Origin of the sequence: Streptococcus oralis subsp. oralis (assembly GCF_002096495.1) — a bacterium.
Classification (GTDB): domain Bacteria; phylum Bacillota; class Bacilli; order Lactobacillales; family Streptococcaceae; genus Streptococcus; species Streptococcus oralis_CU.
The window spans coordinates 204,144-225,707 of sequence record NZ_NCUO01000012.1; the positions used below are offsets into that span (position 1 = coordinate 204,144).

At 41.1% G+C, this 21,564-nt stretch carries 24 protein-coding genes; 18 read left to right on the plus strand and 6 right to left on the minus strand.

Features of this window, described 5'->3' with window-relative positions; translation table 11 throughout:
* The first annotated feature begins 105 nt into the window (after positions 1-105).
* The 5 genes from B7717_RS06435 (at position 106) to B7717_RS06455 (ending at position 5,560) form a co-directional block, all read left to right on the plus strand.
* Positions 106-501 (plus strand): CopY/TcrY family copper transport repressor, encoded by a 396-nt coding sequence (locus B7717_RS06435; RefSeq protein WP_001167199.1) that lies wholly within the window; start codon positions 106-108, stop codon positions 499-501.
* A 10-nt stretch (positions 502-511) separates the two neighbouring features.
* Positions 512-883, plus strand: a complete 372-nt coding sequence (locus B7717_RS06440) for a cupredoxin domain-containing protein (protein WP_000935056.1) — start codon at positions 512-514, stop codon at positions 881-883.
* A 9-nt stretch (positions 884-892) separates the two neighbouring features.
* The gene (locus B7717_RS06445) at positions 893-3,115 is read left to right on the plus strand and encodes a heavy metal translocating P-type ATPase (protein WP_084944409.1); all 2,223 of its coding nucleotides are present in this window, start codon (positions 893-895) and stop codon (positions 3,113-3,115) included.
* Between the two features lie 212 nt (positions 3,116-3,327).
* Positions 3,328-5,103 carry a pyruvate oxidase gene (gene spxB / locus B7717_RS06450; protein ID WP_084944410.1) on the plus strand — a complete coding sequence of 592 codons (1,776 nt, stop codon included), beginning with the start codon at positions 3,328-3,330 and terminating at the stop codon, positions 5,101-5,103.
* A gap of 109 nt (positions 5,104-5,212) precedes the next feature.
* Positions 5,213-5,560: a VOC family protein gene (locus tag B7717_RS06455; RefSeq protein ID WP_084944411.1), complete on the plus strand. Its 348-nt coding sequence runs from the start codon at positions 5,213-5,215 to the stop codon at positions 5,558-5,560.
* 165 nt (positions 5,561-5,725) lie between these two features.
* On the opposite strand, the gene B7717_RS06460 is transcribed toward B7717_RS06455, so the two are convergent.
* A complete protein-coding gene (locus B7717_RS06460) occupies positions 5,726-6,070 on the minus strand; it encodes a lipopolysaccharide assembly protein LapA domain-containing protein (RefSeq protein WP_000913393.1) in 345 nt (114 codons plus the stop codon).
* A gap of 325 nt (positions 6,071-6,395) precedes the next feature.
* Here B7717_RS06460 and B7717_RS06465 point away from each other — a divergent pair, with 325 nt between their 5' ends.
* The gene (locus tag B7717_RS06465) at positions 6,396-6,656 is read left to right on the plus strand and encodes a SemiSWEET family transporter (protein WP_001291475.1); all 261 of its coding nucleotides are present in this window, start codon (positions 6,396-6,398) and stop codon (positions 6,654-6,656) included.
* Positions 6,657-6,912: 256 nt separating this feature from the next.
* Positions 6,913-7,857, plus strand: coding sequence for a mannose-6-phosphate isomerase, class I (manA, locus tag B7717_RS06470; RefSeq protein ID WP_001294306.1), 945 nt, complete (start codon positions 6,913-6,915; stop codon positions 7,855-7,857).
* Positions 7,858-7,899: 42 nt separating this feature from the next.
* On the opposite strand, the gene B7717_RS06475 is transcribed toward manA, so the two are convergent.
* Entirely contained in the window at positions 7,900-9,240 is a 1,341-nt protein-coding gene (locus tag B7717_RS06475) for a sodium-dependent transporter (RefSeq protein WP_084944412.1), read from the minus strand.
* A 367-nt stretch (positions 9,241-9,607) separates the two neighbouring features.
* Here B7717_RS06475 and B7717_RS06485 point away from each other — a divergent pair, with 367 nt between their 5' ends.
* Positions 9,608-10,348 (plus strand): MerR family transcriptional regulator, encoded by a 741-nt coding sequence (locus B7717_RS06485; RefSeq protein WP_084944413.1) that lies wholly within the window; start codon positions 9,608-9,610, stop codon positions 10,346-10,348.
* Between the two features lie 46 nt (positions 10,349-10,394).
* On the opposite strand, the gene B7717_RS06490 is transcribed toward B7717_RS06485, so the two are convergent.
* From B7717_RS06490 to B7717_RS06505, 4 genes are read right to left on the minus strand one after another with little or no spacing between them, the layout of a single operon-like run.
* Positions 10,395-10,832, minus strand: coding sequence for an 8-oxo-dGTP diphosphatase (locus tag B7717_RS06490; RefSeq protein WP_084944414.1), 438 nt, complete (start codon positions 10,830-10,832; stop codon positions 10,395-10,397).
* Positions 10,833-10,842: 10 nt separating this feature from the next.
* Positions 10,843-11,364: a DUF1697 domain-containing protein gene (locus B7717_RS06495; RefSeq protein ID WP_042767777.1), complete on the minus strand. Its 522-nt coding sequence runs from the start codon at positions 11,362-11,364 to the stop codon at positions 10,843-10,845.
* 13 nt (positions 11,365-11,377) lie between these two features.
* On the minus strand, positions 11,378-12,559 hold the full coding sequence (locus B7717_RS06500) for a BaiN/RdsA family NAD(P)/FAD-dependent oxidoreductase (RefSeq protein ID WP_084944415.1): 1,182 nt from the start codon (positions 12,557-12,559) through the stop codon (positions 11,378-11,380).
* Positions 12,560-12,616: 57 nt separating this feature from the next.
* On the minus strand, positions 12,617-13,462 hold the full coding sequence (locus B7717_RS06505; protein WP_084922006.1) for a DegV family protein: 846 nt from the start codon (positions 13,460-13,462) through the stop codon (positions 12,617-12,619).
* A 124-nt stretch (positions 13,463-13,586) separates the two neighbouring features.
* Here B7717_RS06505 and B7717_RS06510 point away from each other — a divergent pair, with 124 nt between their 5' ends.
* The 10 genes from B7717_RS06510 (at position 13,587) to B7717_RS06555 (ending at position 21,132) form a co-directional block, all read left to right on the plus strand.
* The gene (locus tag B7717_RS06510; protein ID WP_000003897.1) at positions 13,587-14,144 is read left to right on the plus strand and encodes a TetR/AcrR family transcriptional regulator; all 558 of its coding nucleotides are present in this window, start codon (positions 13,587-13,589) and stop codon (positions 14,142-14,144) included.
* A gap of 18 nt (positions 14,145-14,162) precedes the next feature.
* Positions 14,163-14,630, plus strand: a complete 468-nt coding sequence (locus B7717_RS06515) for a deoxycytidylate deaminase (protein WP_000136994.1) — start codon at positions 14,163-14,165, stop codon at positions 14,628-14,630.
* An 88-nt stretch (positions 14,631-14,718) separates the two neighbouring features.
* Positions 14,719-15,348, plus strand: a complete 630-nt coding sequence (upp, locus tag B7717_RS06520; RefSeq protein WP_000515974.1) for a uracil phosphoribosyltransferase — start codon at positions 14,719-14,721, stop codon at positions 15,346-15,348.
* A 173-nt stretch (positions 15,349-15,521) separates the two neighbouring features.
* Positions 15,522-16,112 (plus strand): ATP-dependent Clp protease proteolytic subunit ClpP, encoded by a 591-nt coding sequence (clpP, locus tag B7717_RS06525; protein WP_000613467.1) that lies wholly within the window; start codon positions 15,522-15,524, stop codon positions 16,110-16,112.
* Positions 16,113-16,190: 78 nt separating this feature from the next.
* A complete protein-coding gene (locus B7717_RS06530; protein WP_084944416.1) occupies positions 16,191-16,460 on the plus strand; it encodes a YlbG family protein in 270 nt (89 codons plus the stop codon).
* 88 nt (positions 16,461-16,548) lie between these two features.
* Positions 16,549-17,709 (plus strand): ABC transporter substrate-binding protein, encoded by a 1,161-nt coding sequence (locus tag B7717_RS06535; protein ID WP_000726128.1) that lies wholly within the window; start codon positions 16,549-16,551, stop codon positions 17,707-17,709.
* A 119-nt stretch (positions 17,710-17,828) separates the two neighbouring features.
* Positions 17,829-18,698, plus strand: coding sequence for a branched-chain amino acid ABC transporter permease (locus B7717_RS06540; RefSeq protein WP_000941413.1), 870 nt, complete (start codon positions 17,829-17,831; stop codon positions 18,696-18,698).
* 3 nt (positions 18,699-18,701) lie between these two features.
* Positions 18,702-19,658: a branched-chain amino acid ABC transporter permease gene (locus B7717_RS06545; protein WP_000856262.1), complete on the plus strand. Its 957-nt coding sequence runs from the start codon at positions 18,702-18,704 to the stop codon at positions 19,656-19,658.
* A complete protein-coding gene (locus tag B7717_RS06550) occupies positions 19,658-20,422 on the plus strand; it encodes an ABC transporter ATP-binding protein (protein ID WP_001186014.1) in 765 nt (254 codons plus the stop codon). Before B7717_RS06545 ends, B7717_RS06550 begins: the two co-directional genes overlap by 1 nt.
* A complete protein-coding gene (locus B7717_RS06555) occupies positions 20,422-21,132 on the plus strand; it encodes an ABC transporter ATP-binding protein (RefSeq protein WP_000062207.1) in 711 nt (236 codons plus the stop codon). The genes B7717_RS06550 and B7717_RS06555 overlap by 1 nt, the downstream gene beginning before the upstream one ends.
* Positions 21,133-21,564 lie beyond the last annotated feature (432 nt).

Sequence of the window (21,564 nt, forward strand, 5' to 3'; positions counted from 1 at the left end):
AAATTCAATTTTTCAAAAAAAGATTAATTTTATAATTGACAAATGTAGATTTTGGAGGTATACTAATAACTATAATCGACAAATGTAGATTTAGGAGGTGTGATGATGCAGATTTCAGATGCAGAATGGCAGGTTATGAAGATTATTTGGATGCAAGGAGAGCAGACCAGTACGGATTTGATCAGGGTTCTGGCGGAGCGGTTCGACTGGTCCAAGTCGACCATTCAAACTCTTTTGGCTCGTTTGGTTGAGAAAGAGTGTCTGACAAGGAAAAAAGAAGGCAAGTTCTTTGTCTATTCAGCCCTTTTAACTCTGGACCAGAGTCGAGACTTGCTTGTCCAAGATATCAAAGACAAGGTTTGTTCTCGTAGGATTAAGAACTTGTTGGCTGATTTGATTGTGGAATGTGATTTCACTTTGGCTGACTTGGAAGACTTAGAAGCTGTGATTTCTAAGAAGAAATCAAGCGCTGTAACAGAAGTAAGATGTAATTGTATGTAAAGGAGACGTCATGTTAAATAGTATTGTAACCATTATTTGTATTGCCCTTATCGCGTTTATCTTGTTTTGGTTTTTCAAAAAGCCTGAAAAATCTGGACAAAAGGCCCAGCAAAAAAAGGGTTACCAAGAGATCCGAGTGGAAGTCATGGGGGGCTATACGCCTGAGTTGATTATTCTTAAAAAATCAGTGCCAGCCCGCATTGTCTTTGACCGCAAGGACCCTTCACCCTGTCTAGATCAGATCGTCTTTCCAGATTTTGGTGTGCATGCGGACTTGCCTATGGGTGAAGAGTATGTAGTGGAAATCACACCTGAGCAGACTGGAGAGTTTGGCTTTGCATGTGGTATGAACATGATGCACGGCAAGATGATTGTAGAGTAGGAGGAGACTATGACAGAAATTGTGAAAGCAAGCCTAGAAAATGGCATTCAAAAAATCCGTATCACGGCAGACAAAGGCTACCATCCAGCCCACATTCAACTGCAAAAAGGGATTCCTGCTGAGATTACTTTTCACCGTGTGACACCTTCAAACTGTTATAAAGAAGTTCTCTTCGAAGAAGAAGGGATTCTAGAACCAATCGCTCAAGATGAGGAAAAAATTATTCGCTTTACGCCTCAAGACTTGGGTGAGCACGAGTTTTCTTGTGGCATGAAGATGCAAAAGGGGAGTTATACCGTAGTTGAGAAGACTCGAAAATCTCTATCACTTTTACAACGTTTTTGGATTACTACTATCTTTACTGTGCCTCTTGTGATTCTCATGATTGGTATGTCTACAGGAGGAATTAGTCACCAAGTCATGCGTTGGGGCACCTTTTTAGCCACAACCCCCATTATGCTGGTAGCTGGAGTTCCATATATCAGAAGCGCCTGGGCTAGTTTTAAAAAGCACAATTCCAACATGGATACCTTGGTTGCTCTGGGAACCCTAGTGGCCTATTTCTATAGCTTAGTTGCCCTCTTCACTGGTCTGCCCGTTTACTTTGAAAGTGCTGCATTTATCCTCTTCTTCATTCTTTTGGGAGCAGTTTTTGAGGAAAAAATGCGAAAAAATACTTCGCAGGCAGTCGAAAAATTATTAGACCTACAAGCAAAAACAGCAGAGGTTTTGCGTGATGATGTTTATGTTCAAATACCTCTAGAACAAGTCAAAGTTGGGGATCTCATTCGCGTTCGACCAGGTGAAAAAATTGCCGTTGATGGGACTGTAATAGAAGGAGAAACTAGTATTGATGAATCAATGGTAACTGGGGAAAGTATTCCAGTCGATAAATCAGTTGGAGATACTGTGATTGGCTCCACTATCAATAATAGTGGAACACTGGTTTTTAAAGCAGAAAAAGTTGGTTCAGAGACTGTCTTGGCTCAGATTGTGGACTTTGTGAAGAAAGCCCAGACCAGCCGTGCACCGATTCAGGATTTGACGGATAAGATTTCAGGAATTTTTGTCCCAGCAGTTGTCATTTTAGCGATTTTGACTTTTTGGATTTGGTTTGTCTTACTTGGGGCTAGTTTTGTGACCTCTCTACTTTATGGTGTGGCAGTTTTGATTATCGCTTGCCCTTGTGCCCTAGGTCTTGCAACACCAACAGCCCTCATGGTAGGAACAGGGCGGAGTGCCAAGATGGGGGTTCTCCTAAAAAATGGAACCGTCCTACAGGAAATCCAGAAAGTCCAAACTCTCGTCTTTGATAAAACAGGAACTTTGACGGAAGGAAAACCAGTGGTCACTGATATCATTGGCGACGAGACAGAAGTACTTGGCTTAGCTGCCTCTTTGGAAGAAGCCTCTCAACACCCACTGGCTCAAGCTATTATCAAGCGAGCGAGTGAAGCAGGACTTGAGCTTCAACCTGTAGAAAATTTCCAAGCCCTACACGGAAAAGGTGTTTCAGGGCAAATCAATGGGAAACAAGTCTTGCTTGGAAATGCTAAAATGCTAGATGGCATGGATATTTCGAGCGCTTATCAGGAAAAACTAGAAGAACTGGAAAAAGAAGCTAAGACAGTTGTGTACTTGGCTGTTGACAATGAAATCAAAGGCTTGCTTGCCCTGCAAGATATTCCCAAAGAAAATGCCAAGCTTGCCATCAGTCAGCTGAAAAAACGTGGTCTCCGAACAGTGATGTTGACAGGAGATAATGCTGGAGTGGCGCGAGCTATTGCAGACCAGATTGGTATCGAAGAGGTCATTGCTGGTGTTTTGCCAGAAGAAAAAGCGCATGAAATCCATCAACTTCAACAGGCTGGTAAAGTAGCCTTTATCGGAGATGGTATCAATGATGCGCCAGCCCTTAGTGTAGCGGATGTGGGGATTGCTATGGGAGCTGGAACAGATATTGCCATTGAATCAGCAGATCTTGTCCTTACAACCAACAATTTACTAGGATTGGCACGTGCTTTTGATATGAGTAAGAAGACCTTTAATCGTATTCTACTCAATCTTTTCTGGGCTTCTATCTATAACCTCATTGGTATTCCGATTGCAGCAGGAGTCTTTTCAGGAATTGGTCTCGTTCTCAATCCAGAACTGGCTGGTCTAGCCATGGCTTTTAGTTCTGTATCTGTTTTAACCAGTTCACTCATGCTAAACTTTAGTAAAATAGACTAAAAGCGAGCTTGCTCGCTTTTTATTATAAAACAGTTGTATAAAACGTTTTCAAACTGTACTGTAATAGAGAATAAAAACTTCTGAGCACATTCTTAGGAGACCAAAAACAAATGTGGTAAAGTAGTAGAGTAAAAATTTGCTGAAACGTTTCCAATTAGTATATGAAAACGGATTTATCAAGTTTTAAAAATATTTGAAGGAGAGTTATCATTATGACTCAAGGGAAAATTACTGCATCTGCAGCAATGCTCAACGTATTGAAAACATGGGGCGTAGACACAATCTACGGTATCCCATCAGGAACACTCAGCTCATTGATGGACGCTTTGGCTGAAGACAAAGATATCCGTTTCTTGCAAGTTCGCCACGAAGAAACAGGTGCTCTTGCAGCGGTCATGCAAGCTAAATTTGGCGGCTCAATCGGGGTTGCTGTTGGTTCAGGTGGTCCAGGTGCGACTCACTTGATTAACGGTGTTTACGATGCAGCTATGGATAACACTCCATTCCTTGCTATCCTTGGATCACGTCCAGTTAACGAACTCAACATGGATGCCTTCCAAGAATTGAACCAAAACCCAATGTACAACGGTATCGCTGTTTACAACAAACGTGTCGCTTACGCTGAGCAATTGCCAAAAGTAATCGACGAAGCTTGCCGTGCTGCAGTTTCTAAAAAAGGTCCAGCTGTTGTTGAAATTCCAGTAAACTTCGGTTTCCAAGAAATCGACGAAAACTCATACTACGGTTCAGGTTCATACGAGCGTTCATTCATCGCTCCTGCATTGAACGAAGTTGAAATCGACAAAGCTGTTGAAATCTTGAACAATGCTGAACGTCCAGTTATCTACGCTGGTTACGGTGGTGTTAAAGCAGGTGAAGTGATTACTGAATTGTCACGTAAAATCAAAGCACCAATCATCACAACTGGTAAAAACTTTGAAGCCTTTGAATGGAACTACGAAGGTTTGACAGGTTCTGCTTACCGTGTTGGTTGGAAACCAGCCAACGAAGTGGTCTTTGAAGCAGACACAGTTCTTTTCCTTGGTTCAAACTTCCCATTTGCTGAAGTTTACGAAGCCTTCAAGAACACTGAAAAATTCATCCAAGTCGATATCGACCCTTACAAACTTGGTAAACGTCATGCCCTTGACGCTTCTATCCTTGGTGACGCAGGTCAAGCAGCGAAAGCTATCCTTGATAAAGTAAACCCAGTTGAGTCTACTCCATGGTGGCGTGCAAACGTGAAGAACAACCAAAACTGGCGTGATTACATGAACAAACTCGAAGGTAAAACCGAGGGTGAATTGCAATTGTATCAAGTTTACAATGCAATCAACAAACATGCTGACCAAGACGCTATCTACTCAATCGACGTAGGTGACACTACTCAAACATCTACTCGTCACCTTCACATGACACCTAAGAACATGTGGCGTACATCTCCACTCTTTGCGACAATGGGTATTTCCCTTCCTGGTGGTATCGCTGCTAAGAAAGACAATCCAGATCGCCAAGTATGGAACATCATGGGTGACGGTGCATTCAACATGTGCTACCCAGACGTTATCACAAACGTTCAATACGACCTTCCAGTTATCAATGTTGTCTTCTCAAATGGTAAATATGCCTTCATCAAGGACAAATACGAAGACACAAACAAACACTTGTTTGGTTGTGACTTCCCTAATGCTGACTATGCGAAAATCGCTGAAGCGCAAGGTGCTGTAGGATTTACAGTTGATCGTATCGAAGACATCGACGCAGTTGTTGCAGAAGCTGTTAAATTGAACAAAGAAGGTAAAACTGTTGTGATCGATGCTCGCATCTCTCAACACCGTCCGCTTCCAGTAGAAGTACTTGAGTTGGATCCAAAACAACACTCAGAAGAAGCAATCAAAGCCTTCAAGGAAAAATACGAAGCAGAAGAACTCGTACCATTCCGCCTCTTCTTGGAAGAGGAAGGATTGCAATCACGCGCAATCAAATAATTTCTCTCATCGAAAATCAAATGTAAACTTTGTAGATTTTATTCTTTGATTTTCAAGAGTCTAACTTGAAAAGATCGGAGCAATCCGGTCTTTTTCTGGAGGATAGTAAATGAATTTAAATCAATTAGATATCATCGTTTCAGATGTTCCTCAAGTCTGTGCTGACTTGGAGCGTATTTTGGATAAAAAAGCCGATTATGTTGATGACAGTTTTGCTCAGTTTACGATTAGCAGTCATTGTCTCATGTTGTCACAAAGTCATTTGGTTTCTTTGGAAAACTTTCAGTCAGGAATCATTCTTCATATCGAGGTTGAGGATGTAGACCAGAACTATCGACGATTGAAAGAGCTTGGTGTCGAGATTTTACACGGTCCGGCTGTAACTGATTGGGGGACAGAATCCTTGCTTGTAAAAGGTCCAGCTAGTTTAGTGATTGATTTTTATCGTATGAAGTAGGTAATTCTATTATCAAATTTTTTATCTAAACATTCTTGGAGTGAAACTTAAAAAGATCGGAGCAATTCGATCTTTTTTGTATTTATGCGACTTTCAGTCCGTCTCGCTCCGTTAGGTGCGAGACAAAAAACCACCCGTTTTCACGGGTGGTTATGATTTCTACACTTATTGTTTGGCTTCCTGTTTTAATTGTTGCACCTGTTCCTCGTACTGGACAAGCTCCCTGTCTTTTATATTGATAGTCGCTTCTGCTTCAGCAATGCGGCTTCTCAGATCTTGAGTCTTGTTATGGTGATAGCTAATACCAATAGCACTACCAGCAATGATCCCGATTACTAGACAAGTAAAAATCACCAAAATCAAGGGAGCAGATAGTTGTGTAAAGACAAGACTGACAGTTACTGTTTGACGATTGAGTAGACCAAATGAGATCACAATGACTAATAAGCTCAAACCGCCAATTAGATAAGCCTTATCTTTCAGTGACAATTCATTAAATTTTTTTAGCATAAGTTCCTTTTCTCCTGACTATGTTGATAGAAAACTACACACCATTTAGGTATTAACAAAATTCATTTTACTAGAAAATTTCGATACTGTCAATAATTTCTAACGGCTTATTTACCATCAATCAATCGATTCATTGAAAAGGAGTATTCATTTTCTAATATTTGATTGAGTAAACAGAACGGAGCAATTCGGTCTTTTTTCTGTTCCCTCTTTCTTATAACAAGATTGTGATAGTTTATATCTTTATAACAAAAGTTTTAAAGACTTGATTGTTTTGAAAAAAGATTATAAAATATGATTCATAAAAATGAAAGAGGTTTTGAAAATGTCTGAAAAACAAATGAAAGTTTTGGGTTGGGTAGCGACCTTCATGTCTGTTATGATGTACGTCTCTTACTTCCCGCAAATTATGAACAACCTGGCTGGTCAAAAAGGGAACTTTATCCAGCCCTTGGTTGCAGCCATCAACTGTAGTCTCTGGGTTTACTACGGTCTTTTCAAGAAAGAAAGAGATATTCCCCTTGCGGCTGCTAATGCGCCAGGTATCATTTTTGGTCTGGTAACGGCTATCACAGCTTTGATTTAAAAAGAAGACTGGTTTCAGTCTTTTTTGTACATAAAAATAGATTCTCAAGTAAAGAAAGTCTAATGAGAGTTGAGGAGAATAGCCGTTGACAGCGAGCTTTCTGATTGCTGCTTTAGGGGTTCCTCCATCAAGTAAGAGATTGTTTCGTTACTATTTTTACAAAATCTTCTCCCTACTTTATAAAATAGAAAAAAGAGTTCAATTCGAACTCTTTTTTTGCTATAATGAGGGGAGAAAAATCAGACAGGAGATCGACATGTCAGAACCATTATTTTTACAATCAGTTATGCAAGAAAAAATCTGGGGTGGGACCAAGCTACGTGATGAGTTTGGTTACGACATTCCAAGTGAAAAAATCGGGGAATACTGGGCTATCTCAGCCCACCCAAATGGAGTTTCTAAGGTAGCCAATGGACGCTACGAGGGAACAGACCTTGCTACTTTGTATGCGGAACACCGTGAGTTGTTTGGCAACCGTCCAGAACCAGTATTTCCTCTCTTAACTAAAATTCTCGATGCCAACGACTGGCTTAGCGTCCAAGTTCACCCAGACGATGCCTATGGACTAGAACACGAAGGCGAACTTGGAAAAACAGAATGCTGGTATATCATCGCAGCGGATGAGGGATCAGAGATTATCTATGGTCACAATGCCAAGTCAAAAGAAGAACTCCGCCAGCAAATTGAGGACAAGAACTGGGATGCCTTACTGACAAAAGTGCCAGTTAAGGCTGGAGATTTCTTCTATGTGCCAAGTGGTACCATGCACGCTATCGGTGCAGGTATCTTGATTCTTGAAACCCAGCAGTCTAGTGACACTACCTACCGTGTCTATGACTTTGACCGCAAGGATGACAAGGGCAACTTGCGTGAACTTCATCTTGAAAAATCCATCGATGTTTTAAACATTGGAGAACCTGCCAATAGCCGACCTGTCACTGTCAAAGCAGATGATCTACGTTCCACTCTCCTTGTATCCAATGATTTCTTCGCAGTTTACAAATGGGAAATTACTGGAAAAGTTAACTTTGAAAAGACAGCTGACTACAGCTTGTTGAGTGTCTTGGCTGGTCAAGGTCAACTAACTGTTGACGGGAAAAACTATCCAATCCAAAAAGGGAGCCACTTTATCCTACCAAGTGATGTTGAAGCTTGGACTCTGGAAGGGCAAGGTTTGGAATTGATTGTCAGTCATCCATAAAAAGAAAAGACTTGAGAGATATTCTCAAGTCCTTTTTTGTATTTACATAAATTGGGCGATAAAGACCACGATGATGATGATAGGAATGATAAAACGAAGAAGGAAAAGCCAGACTTGGAAAAGTCCCTGTTTCCATGCTGTTTCATCAAGGTGTAGTTCCTCCATTGCAAGAGCCTTTTTAAAGACATAGCCTGTAAAAAGTGAAAGGCAGAGAGCTCCAAATGGCATGAGGAGATTGGAAACTAAGAAGTCCATAGCATCAAAGAAAGTCTTACCAAAGATGTGAACATCCGCCATAACTCCATAGGATAGGGCTGAAGGAATGCCAAAGACAAAGGTCAAGATTCCTAAAATGGTACTCCATTTAGCACGCATACTGTTGTCCTGGTTGGTGATATTGCCCACATTGATTTCCAGCATCACGACAGAGGAAGTGACCGTCGCAAAAAGGAAGAGCAAGAGGAAGAGGATGTAGAAAATGGTTCCAAAAGGCATCTTGTCAAAGAGTTGAGGCAAGACGATGAAGAGCAGGCTTGGTCCCCCTTCAGACTGAATATTGAAGGCTGACATGGCTGGGAAAATGGCTAGACCTGCCATGATGGATACCGAGATGTTCATGGCTACGATGGAAATCCCTGACTGGACCAGATTGGTTTTCTTGTCTAAGTAAGAAGCATAGGTCAGCATGGCTGTGACCCCTAGTGAAAGGGCAAAGAAAGATTGTCCTAGAGCATAAAGGAAACCGGCACTGGTCAGTTTTGAGAAGTCTGGTTTGAGGAAGTAGAGAACGCCTTCCATGGCATTTGGCAAACTGAGAGAGCGTCCAATGATAATGACAAAAATGATAAAGAGCAGGGGCATCATAACTTTTGAGGCTCTTTCAATCCCTTTTTGAACCCCACGTGATACAATAAAGATATTCAATAAGATAAAGGCTGCTTGAGCTCCTAGGGCAATGGCTGGATTTGAAATGATTGAAGTAAATAACTGAGCATAATCACCCGTTCCACCAAGCTGGAATAATTTCCCAAACTCAATACCCAGATATACTAGAATCCATCCTCCGATAACACTGTAAAAGGAGAGAAGGATAAAGAGGGCAAAGGCACCAATCCAACCGATAAAGTTGTACTTGTTATTGTTGCCCAGTTTTCCAAAGGTTTTGATAGCGGAAACGCCAGCACTACGACCAAGGGCAAATTCAGCCAGCAGGAGAGGGAAACCGATTAAAATAGTGGAAATGAGAAAGACCAGTAAAAAGCCTCCACCGCCATTTGCAGCAGTCATATAGGGAAACTTCCAAACGGCACCAAGCCCGATGGCTGAGCCAGCAGATGCTAGAATAAAGCCAAGTTTCGAGCCCCATTGCGATTTTTCTGACATAGTTGAAACTCCAATCTCGTTTTTTAAAATAAGAAAAGGCTACTTGAGTTGTCAAATAGCCTTCTCTCAATGGCTCTTTATGAGCCTTCTGTTTGATTGATAGACTTGACTATCCTATCATGTTTTCTAAGGTCTGTCAAGAAAACCATTTTCAAGTTTTCACACCTTTCTCAAAAAGTTAAAAATTTTTCGCAAAAACGCTTGACTCTGACCTAGGGGGAGGGGTTATACTATCAATGTAATACTCTTCGAAAATCAAATTCAAACCACGTCAGCTTTATCTGCAACCTCAAAGCTGTACTTTGAGCAACCTGCGGCTAGCTTCCTAGTTTGCTCTTTGATTTTCATTGAGTATAAGGAGGAAATCATGTACCATATAAAAGAAGCTGCGCAGCTTTCAGGTGTCTCTGTCAAGACTCTGCACCACTACGATAAGATAGGGCTCTTGGTTCCCTTAAAGTCGGAAAACGGCTATCGAACATACAGTCAAGAGGATTTGGAACGCCTTCAGGTCATTCTGTATTATAAATATCTAGGTTTTTCTTTAGAAAAAATAGCAGAGCTGTTAAAGGAAGAAAGGACAGATTTATTGCCCCATTTGACCAGGCAGTTGGACTATTTGACCCAAGAAAGGCAGCATCTGGATACCTTGATTTCCACCTTGCAAAAAACCATTCAAGAACAAAAAGGAGAAAGAAAAATGACGATTGAGGAAAAATTCACTGGATTTAGCTATCAAGACAATCAAAAATACCAGCAAGAAGCGGTAGAGAAATATGGTCAAGAAGTCATGGGAGAAGCTCTCGAGCGCCAAAAAGGCCGCGAAGATGAGGCGACGACTGCCTTTAACCAAGTTTTTCAAGCCTTAGCACAAAATCTTCAAGCTGGTCTGCCTGAAACAGCAGTTGAAAACCAAGAGCAAGCAGCTAAGCTATTGCAAGCCATTCGTACTTATGGATTTGACTGCTCTATTGAAGTCTTCGGCCATATTGGTAAAGGCTACGTCTATAACCCAGAGTTTAAGGAAAACATTGACAAGTTTGGTTCTGGAACAGCCCAGTACACGTCAGATGTCATTGCGGCTTACGTTCGGACAAATGCAGAATAAATAGGCTAGGAATTTCCTAGCCTATTTTTTACTTCAAATCATAAAGCTAGTCGTCACCGTCTTTATAGTAGAAGAACTCACTGAGATCATCTTCCAAAAAAACACGAAGCATATCAGACATATCATCAGTAGCAAGTTTTAGATGAGAAAGATTGCCAAAATTTTCCCACCAAACCTTCCCTTCGTCTGAAGACTGGAGCTCACCAGTAAAGTGTTCGGTCTTGTAAAATAGAACGACGTAACGGTAATCCTCGTCGTCATACCAGTCTTTAATACCACAGAGTTGGAGTTTGGAAATAGTTAGTCCAGTTTCTTCTTTCACTTCACGAATGACAGCTTCGACAAAGGATTCGCCACGTTCAACATGCCCGCCAGGAAAAGTAATACCAGGCCAGTCAGGGCTAACTCTGTCTTGGACCAGAACCTTGTCCCCGTTTTTAATCATGCACATGTTGACAAATTCGACTGTTTCGCATCTGTTCATATTGTTTTTCCTATTTTGTTAGTAACTTTTCCACGACGTTTAACTTTCGCATGGTCAGAACCACGCCAAACAATTTTTCAAGATAGTTGGTATTGAGCTTTTTTTGTTTTGCAGTTCTAGGAAGATAGAGGTAGAGACAGTAATCGCCTACACAGATTTCTTCCTCGCCGTAGTCAGTTTTCAATTTTTCTAGTGGCAGACTTTGGATAAGTCCTTGATAAAGAATTACATGCACACGATCATGAAGATAGTCTTCTTTAAATGGATTCTCATGAACAATCTTTTCAAAATCGTTCTTATTCTTGATAACCATTTTTAAGTCGGCCCCAATTTTTTCCTTTATCAAAGTATGAACGCGTTCTCGTATTTCTTCTAAATCTGAGTCACTCTCAAGAATGATATTCCCACTTTGAATATAGGTTCGAACGTGTTGAAAACCAGCTTCTGTCAAAATATCTACCAAATAAGACATTTTCGGGATAGCATTTTTTCCATTAGGAGTAACGCCTCTTAGTAAAATAATATGTTCCAAAGGACTTCCTTTCTTATTTGGTATTTATTGGATTGGAGCCTGCCACCCAGCCGGTGCAGAGGGCAGAAGTGATGTTAAAGCCACCCGTGTGGGCATTGATATCCAGGACCTCACCAGCAAAGTGGAGCCCAGGTACCAGCTTGCTTTCCAGAGTTTTAGGATTGATTTCCTTAAGACTGACACCGCCTTTGGTGACAAAGGACTTGGCCAATGACATTTTACCAGTGACAGGAATTTTGAGAGCCTTGATAGATTGGACAAGCTGGTCACGTTCTTTTTCAGTTAGCTGTTTGACTTTTTCAGGAAATCCTTGTACAAAAAACTCAGCCAAGCGTTCCGGAAGCAAAGTTTTCAAAGCATTCTTCAAGGATTTTTCCCGATTTTCTTCTAGAAATGCAGCCAAGTCCTTCTCAGAAAGTTGAGGCAAAACATCTAGCGAGAGAACCTCACCACCCTTTACAAAGCTAGACATACGCAGGGCAGCAGGGCCCGACAAACCAAAGTGGGTAAAGAGCAAATCATGAGTGATGATATGCTTGCCATAGCTTAGGGTCACGTCATCTAGGGAAATTCCCTGCAAGGCCTTATGCGGAAAATCTGTTAACAAAGGACTTTCAGCGGCTTCAAGATCGGTAATGGTGTGCTTAAAATGGCGGGCAATCTCGTGACCAAAACCAGTCGAACCAGTCGAAGGATAAGACTTACCACCTGTTGTGACAATGAGTTTATCACAAGTGAAGGTTTGGTCTGCGGACTTAAGAACAAACTGGTCGTCTATCTTTTTAACCGAAACAATTTCGGTTTGAGCGAGAACTTGTCCCCCTAGCTCAGCGATTTTCTTTTCCAGAGCCTCGATAATAGTCCGCGATTTGTCGCTAGCAGGAAAGACACGACCGTGGTCCTCAACCTTTAGTTTAACACCGTTTTCCGTGAAAAAGTTGATGATATCATGGTTATCAAACTGGGAGAAGACACTGTATAGAAAGCGGCCATTTCCAGGGATGCCAGCAAGTAGGTCGTCCAAACTTCCATTGTTGGTTACATTGCAACGTCCCCCGCCTGTTCCAGCTAATTTTTTTCCGAGTTTCCGATTTTTTTCGATGAGAAGAGTTTTCTGACCATAAAAGCTACTGGAAATGGTAGCCATCATGCCCGCAGGCCCTCCACCGATGACAATAGTATCAAAATGTTTCATAGATCTATTGTACCACAAAAAACAAGAGATGCTTGGCCTCTCTTGTTGCTTATAATCTTAGTTGATTTCATATCCCATCAACAAACCGCCATCTTCTGCATAAAAACTGCAGAGACCAGACGTCGGGATGATTTTGATATTGGCTTGTGGGAAGGTTTCCAGCAAGCGTTCTGACAATTGCTGACAGAATTTTTCATTGTTGCGATGAGCCATGACAATTCGACCACCAGCATAGCCAGCCTTGATGAGCTCTTCATAGGCTGCTTGAAGGGATTTTTTTGGTCCACGCGCTTTTTGGAGCAGTTCTAGGGTTCCAGTTTCACTTGCTTCCCCAACCATACGGATGTTGAGGAGGCCAACGACTGTACCGATAAGCTTACTCAAACGGCCATTTTTTACCAAGTTATCGACCTTAGCGAGGACAAAGAGCAACTTCGTTTTTTCTTGGTAGGCAGTAATAGCTTGAACAATTTCCTCGAAAGACAAACCCTGGTCAATCAAGTCGTTTAATTTTTCTACGAGCAAGTCAACCTCACCACCTGCAGACAATGTATCGATCACATGAATCTGGGTGTCAGGATGTTCTTCAAGATAGATATTCTTAGCGAGCTGTGCACTATTATGGCTACCTGAAAGAGTACCAGTAATGGTAACGACAAAAATATGTTTGGCACCTTCAAACGCTCGCAAGTAATCATCAGGGCTAGGACAGGCTGATTTTGAAGCCTCAGAAGTCGCATACATGGTTTCCATCATGTGGTCAATGTCAAGATTGGCATCATCGATAAAGACCTGATCAGCTACTTGAATGGTTAAAGGAACACTCACAAATTCGGTATCAATAGCAGGAGTTGCCAGTTGACGATAATCACAACCAGAGTCAGCTACAATCTTCCAAGTCATAGAAATTCTCCATCTTTGTCATTTATACATTGACAAAGGTTCTGTCTTTTTTTACAATTATATCATGAAAGCCCTTGAAACAAAAGTACCACCTCTCTGTTGTCACAAGTAGAAAGAAATTGTTATGTCTGAACGTAAAATATCTGAAAAATCTCTTGAAAATCTCAGAAAATCAAATCAAGAATCCAATTTTTTAACTAGAGAAGCAATCGAGACGGCTCTTTTGCAACTTCTAGAGAAAAAAGATTTGGCTAAGATCAGCATTTCGGAGCTGGTCAAACGAGCGGGTGTCTCTCGTGCCGCCTTCTATCGCAACTATGACTCCAAAGAAGAGATTTTGGAAAGCGTCTTCAAACGCAGTGTCCATAACATTATGGAACAGTTGAGCCACTACGATGTTAAAACAGACCTTTATCTAGTCTGGGTTCACCTTTTTCGAGCAGCCAAGAAAGAAGCCAAGGTTATCCAACTTGCTCTGGACTACCATTTGGAAAAGATTTTTGTCCAAGCCATGCAGGAATTTCTAGAAAAATACCATGGAAAGTCAAAAGGCGTTAGCAGCTATCTTCATTCCTTTTGGAGTTCTGCCATCGTATCGGTTCTGCTCAAATGGATCAAGGATGGCATGAAGGTTCCAGCTGAAAAGATTGCAGATTTACGCTTGCCATTTTTCAAAAAATAGGGGATAAGGAGAATACTTATGACAGAAAAAAGACTGGCTTGGGATGAGTACTTTGCAGCCCAGGCTTTACTGATTGCCAATCGTTCGACCTGCAAACGTGCCAAGGTGGGAGCTGTCCTCGTTAAGGACAATAAAGTCATTTCAACAGGCTACAATGGTTCCGTATCAGGAACAGAGCACTGTATCGATCACGAATGTCTGGTCATTGAAGGTCACTGTGTTCGAACTCTTCACGCTGAGGTCAATGCTATTCTCCAGGGGGCTGAACGAGGGGTTCCTAGAGGATTTACAGCCTATGTGACCCATTTCCCTTGTCTGAACTGCACCAAACAACTGCTACAAGTTGGTTGTAAGCGCGTGGTTTATATCAACCAGTACCGAATGGATGACTATGCCCAGTACCTTTATCAAGAAAAAGGCACCGAGTTGACCCATTTGCCATTAGAGACTGTTCAGACAGCTCTTCAAGAGGCAGATTTGATTTAAAAATTAATTAAAATAAATGGTTTAGAAAGCTTTTTAAACCATTTTTTGATATAATAAGAAGAATAAATTGAAAGAAGGAACTCAGAAAATGGGAAAAATTGAAGTCATTAATCATCCACTCATTCAACACAAATTGTCAATCTTGCGACGTACAGATACTTCTACAAAAGCTTTTCGTGAGCTAGTAGATGAGATTGCGATGTTGATGGGATATGAAGTACTTCGTGATCTTCCACTTGAAGACGTGGAAATCGAAACACCTATCACAAAGACAGTTCAAAAACAATTGGCTGGGAAAAAATTGGCTATTGTCCCAATCTTGCGTGCAGGTATCGGGATGGTAGATGGCCTCTTGAGCTTGGTTCCAGCAGCCAAAGTTGGTCATATCGGTATGTACCGTGATGAAGAAACCCTTCAACCAGTTGAATATTTGGTGAAATTGCCTGAAGATATTGACCAACGTCAAATCTTTGTCGTTGATCCAATGTTGGCAACAGGTGGCTCAGCAATCTTGGCAGTAGATTCCCTTAAAAAACGTGGTGCTTCAAATATCAAGTTTGTCTGCCTAGTATCTGCTCCAGAAGGAGTGAAAGCCCTTCAAGAAGCACACCCAGATGTAGAAATTTTTACTGCGGCCTTGGATGAACGCTTGAACGAACACGGTTATATTGTTCCAGGTCTAGGAGATGCTGGAGACCGCTTGTTTGGTACTAAATAAAATTCCAAATTAAATAGTGAAACTAGAAGTTCGTTTTTGACTTGAAAGGAGGTTGAGTTTTTGTTTCTGTTTAGAGAATAGAGCAAAAATTTGACCTTTTTTGACCAAAAAGATATAATAGTTCTGTATTGAGTCGTAAGACTAAGAAAATTCAACATTAAAAGGAGAAATGAATGATTCCTGTAGTTATTGAACAAACAAGCCGTGGAGAACGTTCCTATGATATTTACTCTCGTCTTCTGAAAGACCGCATCATCATGCTAACAGGTCCAGTTGAAGACAACATGGCCAACTCCGTTATCGCCCAATTACTCTTCTTGGATGCCCAAGACAGCACAAAAGATATTTACCTTTATGTCAATACACCTGGGGGCTCTGTTTCAGCTGGTTTGGCAATCGTTGATACAATGAACTTTATCAAGGCGGATGTCCAAACAATCGTTATGGGGATGGCTGCATCCATGGGGACTGTCATTGCATCAAGTGGCGCAAAAGGCAAACGTTTCATGCTTCCAAATGCAGAGTACATGATTCACCAACCAATGGGTGGTACAGGTGGTGGTACCCAACAAACCGATATGGCAATCGCTGCAGAGCACTTGCTTAAAACTCGTAAGACTTTGGAGCAAATCCTTGCAGATAACTCTGGTAAATCAGTCGAGCAAATTCATGCAGATGCGGAACGTGATTACTGGATGAGTGCCCAAGAAACACTTGAATATGGCTTTATCGATGAAATCATGGCCAACAATTCTTTAAGCTAAGCAACCTAGAAAGCAAACTCGACGGAGTTTGCTTTTTTTGGTATAATAGGGGAAGATTTCTTAGAAAGAGGATCCCTCATGTTTGAAAAAACAAATCGATCAGGATTAATCATCTATCTCTACTATAATCGAGACGCAAAAAAACTTCAGGAATACGGTGATATCTGTTACCAATCCAAAAAACATCGTTACTTACAGCTCTATGTTCCAACTGAGGAGCTAGATGACTTAGTTGAGAGATTAGGTAAGGAAAGATATATCAAGAAAATTAGACGTTGCCATATTCAAGAGCTAGAAACTCCTTTCGTTGGCAATCTCTATCGTAACGAAGAAAACGTTATCATTTAAAAAAGTTAAACAAATACATTGACAATTTTCTGATAATTCGGTATATTCTTAACATACAATTTTTGAAACAACTATAAGGAGATTAAAAATGAAGAAAAAATTTGCCCTATCTTTTGTGGCTCTTGCTAGTGTGGCTCTTCTTGCTGCCTGTGGAGAGGTCAAGTCAGGAGCGTCAAACACAACTGGAAATCCAGTAGACGAAAAAACAATTAAAATCGGTTTTAACTTTGAAGAGACAGGTGCTGTGGCAGCTTACGGTACAGCTGAACAAAAAGGTGCCCAACTTGCCGTAGACGAAATCAATGCTGCAGGTGGAATTGATGGGAAACAAATCGAAGTTGTAGACAAAGACAACAAGTCAGAAACTGCTGAAGCAGCTTCTGTTACAACAAACCTTGTTACCCAATCAAAAGTAGCAGCTATTGTAGGACCTGCGACATCTGGTGCAACTGCTGCAGCTGTAGCTAACGCTACTAAAGCTGGAGTGCCATTGATTTCACCAAGTGCTACTCAAGACGGTTTGACTAAAGGTCAAGATTACCTATTTATTGGAACATTCCAAGATAGCTTCCAAGGGAAGATTATTTCTAATTATGTAACAAACAAATTGAATGCTAAGAAGGTTGTTCTTTATACTGACAACGCTAGTGACTATGCAAAAGGTATTGCTAAATCATTCCGCGAAGCCTACAAGGGTGAGATTGTAGCAGATGAAACGTTTGTAGCAGGTGATACTGACTTCCAAGCAGCCCTTACTAAAATGAAAGACAAAGAGTTTGACGCTATCGTAGTTCCAGGTTACTACACAGAAGCTGGTAAAATTGTAAACCAAGCTCGTGGTATGGGAATTGATAAACCAATCATTGGTGGTGATGGATTTAACGGTGAAGAATTTGTTCAACAAGCAACTGCTGAAAGAGCATCAAACATTTACTTCATCTCTGGATTCTCAACTACTGTTGATGTTTCTGCAAAAGCTAAAGCTTTCCTTGAAGCATACCGTGCTAAATACAACGAAGAGCCTTCAACATTCTCAGCTTTGGCCTATGACTCAGTTTACTTAGTAGCAAATGCTGCAAAAGGTGCTAAAAACTCAGGTGAGATCAAGGACAACCTTGCTAAAACCAAAGATTTTGATGGTGTCACTGGTCAAACAAGCTTTGATGCTGACCACAATACAGTGAAAACTGCTTACATGATGACCATGAACAATGGTAAAGTTGAAGAAGCAGAAGTTGTAAAACCATAACATTAGAATAGTAATTGAAATGGGGAATGAGCCTTTGACTCACTCCCTGTTTCGGTGTTTATGAACTTGTGAAAATAATGAAATTTTCTAAAAAATAATGATAGAAAAGAGTGAATGCTATGCTCCAACAACTTGTAAATGGTCTAATTCTGGGTAGTGTTTATGCACTGTTGGCTCTGGGTTATACCATGGTTTATGGAATTATCAAACTCATCAACTTCGCCCATGGCGATATTTACATGATGGGTGCCTTTATTGGTTACTTTTTGATTAATTCTTTCCAAATGGATTTCTTTTTAGCTTTAATTATTTCAATGGCTGGAACTGCACTACTTGGTGTTGTGATTGAGTTTCTTGCCTACCGTCCTTTGCGACACTCTACACGTATTGCTGTATTGATTACTGCCATCGGAGTGTCTTTCCTACTGGAATACGGAATGGTTTATCTAGTAGGCGCCAATACTCGTGCCTTCCCTCAAGCAATTGAAACAGTCCGCTTTGACTTGGGACCAATTAGCTTGACAAATGTTCAATTGATGATTTTAGCAGTTTCTGTACTCTTGATGGTTTTATTGCAATTGATCGTCCAAAAAACAAAAATGGGGAAAGCCATGCGTGCGGTATCAGTTGATAGTGACGCAGCTCAATTGATGGGAATTAATGTAAATCGTACAATCAGCTTTACCTTTGCTTTGGGTTCAGCCCTTGCTGGTGCAGCAGGTGTCCTCATTGCCCTTTACTACAACTCTCTTGAACCTTTGATGGGTGTGACTCCAGGTCTAAAATCATTCGTTGCGGCCGTACTCGGTGGTATCGGGATTATCCCTGGTGCAGCTCTAGGGGGATTTGTGATTGGCTTGTTGGAAACATTTGCTACTGCCTTCGGTATGTCTGATTTCCGTGATGCCATCGTATATGGAATCTTGCTTTTGATTCTGATTGTTCGACCTGCAGGTATCCTTGGTAAGAATGTGAAAGAGAAGGTGTAAACAATGAAGACAAATCTTAAAGTAAATATTCTCTGGTTATTCCTTCTGTTAGCGGGCTATGGATTGATTAGTGTACTGGTTTCTGCTGGTGTTCTCAATCTATTCCATGTCCAAATTTTAGAACAAATTGGGATTAATATCATCCTTGCAGTAGGCTTGAACTTAATCGTTGGTTTTTCAGGACAATTCTCACTTGGTCATGCAGGTTTTATGGCGATTGGGGCTTATGCAGCAGCGATTATTGGTTCAAAATCACCAACCTATGGTGCCTTCTTTGGAGCAATGGTCTTGGGTGCCTTGATTTCTGGTGCAGTCGCTTTGCTCGTTGGTATTCCAACACTCCGTTTGAAGGGTGACTACCTGGCTGTTGCGACACTAGGTGTTTCAGAAATCATTCGTATCTTTATCATTAATGGTGGAAGTTTGACCAACGGTGCTGCTGGTATCTTGGGTATTCCAAACTTTACCAACTGGCAAATGGTTTATCTATTTGTGGTGATCACAACTATTGCAACTCTCAACTTCTTACGTAGTCCAATTGGACGCTCTACTCTATCTGTTCGTGAGGATGAGATTGCTGCAGAGTCTGTTGGGGTAAACACTACAAAGATCAAGATTATCGCTTTTGTCTTTGGTGCTATTACAGCAAGTATTGCTGGTTCACTTCAAGCTGGTTTTATCGGATCTGTTGTTCCAAAAGATTACACCTTTATTAATTCCATCAATGTGTTGATTATCGTTGTATTTGGTGGACTTGGATCGATTACTGGTACCATCGTTTCAGCGATTGTTTTAGGAATTTTAAATATGCTCCTTCAGGATGTAGCAAGCGTACGTATGATCATCTACGCTTTGGCTCTTGTATTGGTCATGATTTTCAGACCAGGTGGACTTCTTGGGACATGGGAATTGAGTCTATCACGTTTCTTTAAAAAATCAAAGAAGGAGGGACAAAACTAATGGCATTACTTGAAGTTAAACAGTTAACCAAACATTTTGGCGGTCTAACAGCTGTTGGAGATGTCACTCTTGAATTGAACGAGGGAGAATTGGTTGGTCTGATTGGACCAAACGGGGCTGGTAAGACAACCCTTTTCAATCTCTTGACCGGTGTTTATGAACCAAGCGAAGGTACTGTGACACTAGATGGTCACCTCCTAAATGGGAAAACTCCCTATAAGATTGCCTCACTTGGTCTCAGTCGTACTTTCCAAAATATTCGTTTGTTCAAGGACTTGACAGTTTTGGAAAATGTTTTGATTGCATTTAGCAATCATCATAAACAGCATGTCCTTGCGAGCTTCCTACGCCTACCAGCTTTTTATAAGAATGAGGAAGAATTAAAAAGCAAAGCTTTGGACTTACTGAAGATTTTTGATTTGGATGGCGACGCAGATACTCTTGCGAAGAATCTGGCCTATGGTCAACAACGTCGATTAGAAATCGTTCGTGCTCTGGCAACCGAACCCAAGATTCTCTTTTTGGATGAACCTGCAGCTGGGATGAATCCACAAGAGACAGCTGAATTGACAGAATTGATCCGTCGTATCAAAGATGAATTTAAAATTACCATCATGCTTATCGAACATGACATGAATTTGGTTATGGAAGTCACTGAGCGTATCTATGTTCTTGAATATGGTCGGTTGATTGCTCATGGGACTCCGGATGAGATCAAGAACAACAAACGCGTTATCGAAGCTTATCTAGGAGGTGAAGCCTAATGTCTATGTTAAAAGTTGAAAACCTCTCTGTGCATTACGGTATGATCCAAGCAGTTCGTGATGTAAGTTTCGAGGTTAATGAAGGTGAAGTTGTTTCTCTTATCGGTGCCAATGGTGCTGGTAAAACAACCATTCTTCGCACCCTTTCAGGTTTGGTTCGTCCAAGTGCTGGTAAAATTCAGTTTTTGGGAAAAGAAATTCAAAAGTTGCCTGCGCAAAAAATCGTGGCAGGTGGCCTTTCACAAGTCCCTGAGGGACGTCATGTTTTCCCAGGCTTGACTGTTATGGAAAATCTAGAAATGGGAGCTTTCTTGAAGAAAAATCGTGAAGAAAATCAAGCTAACTTGAAAAAAGTTTTCTCACGCTTCCCACGTTTGGAAGAACGTAAAAACCAAGATGCGGCAACTCTTTCAGGTGGTGAACAGCAGATGCTGGCTATGGGACGAGCGCTCATGTCGACACCTAAGCTCCTTCTCCTAGATGAGCCGTCAATGGGACTGGCTCCGATCTTTATCCAAGAAATTTTTGATATCATTCAAGATATCCAGAAGCAAGGAACAACAGTTCTCCTAATTGAACAGAACGCAAACAAGGCCCTTGCTATCTCTGACCGTGGTTATGTACTTGAAACAGGCAAGATCGTTCTATCAGGAACAGGAAAAGAACTCGCAGCATCAGATGAAGTCAGAAAAGCATATCTAGGTGGCTAAAAAGGTCCGGGGGACCTTTTTAGTCGGCAGATAGAGATTGCGTAGCAATCATCAGATCCAGTGGATTGTTTTAGTCGGCGGATAAGGATTGCGCAAGCAATTCTCCTCTAGTCTGGGAGACTAGTTTAGGTTGTGGATGGAGATTGCGCACGCAATCCCTCTATAGTCCGGGGGACCTTTTTAGTCGGTAGATAAGGATTGCGCAAGCAATATCTCTATAGTCCGGGGACCTTTTTAGTTGGCGGATAAGGATTGCAACCAAGCGACACCTAATACGACTACTTATCAAAAATATAAAATATTTCAGGGCTCCGGATTAAGGAGCTCTTTTATTTATATGTTTTTTGAGGAAAGGGAAAAAGACCTTAATTTTTACTCATTGTTTCCCTATTTGAATTGACAGTCATTTTTGTTCATATTATAATATTAGTA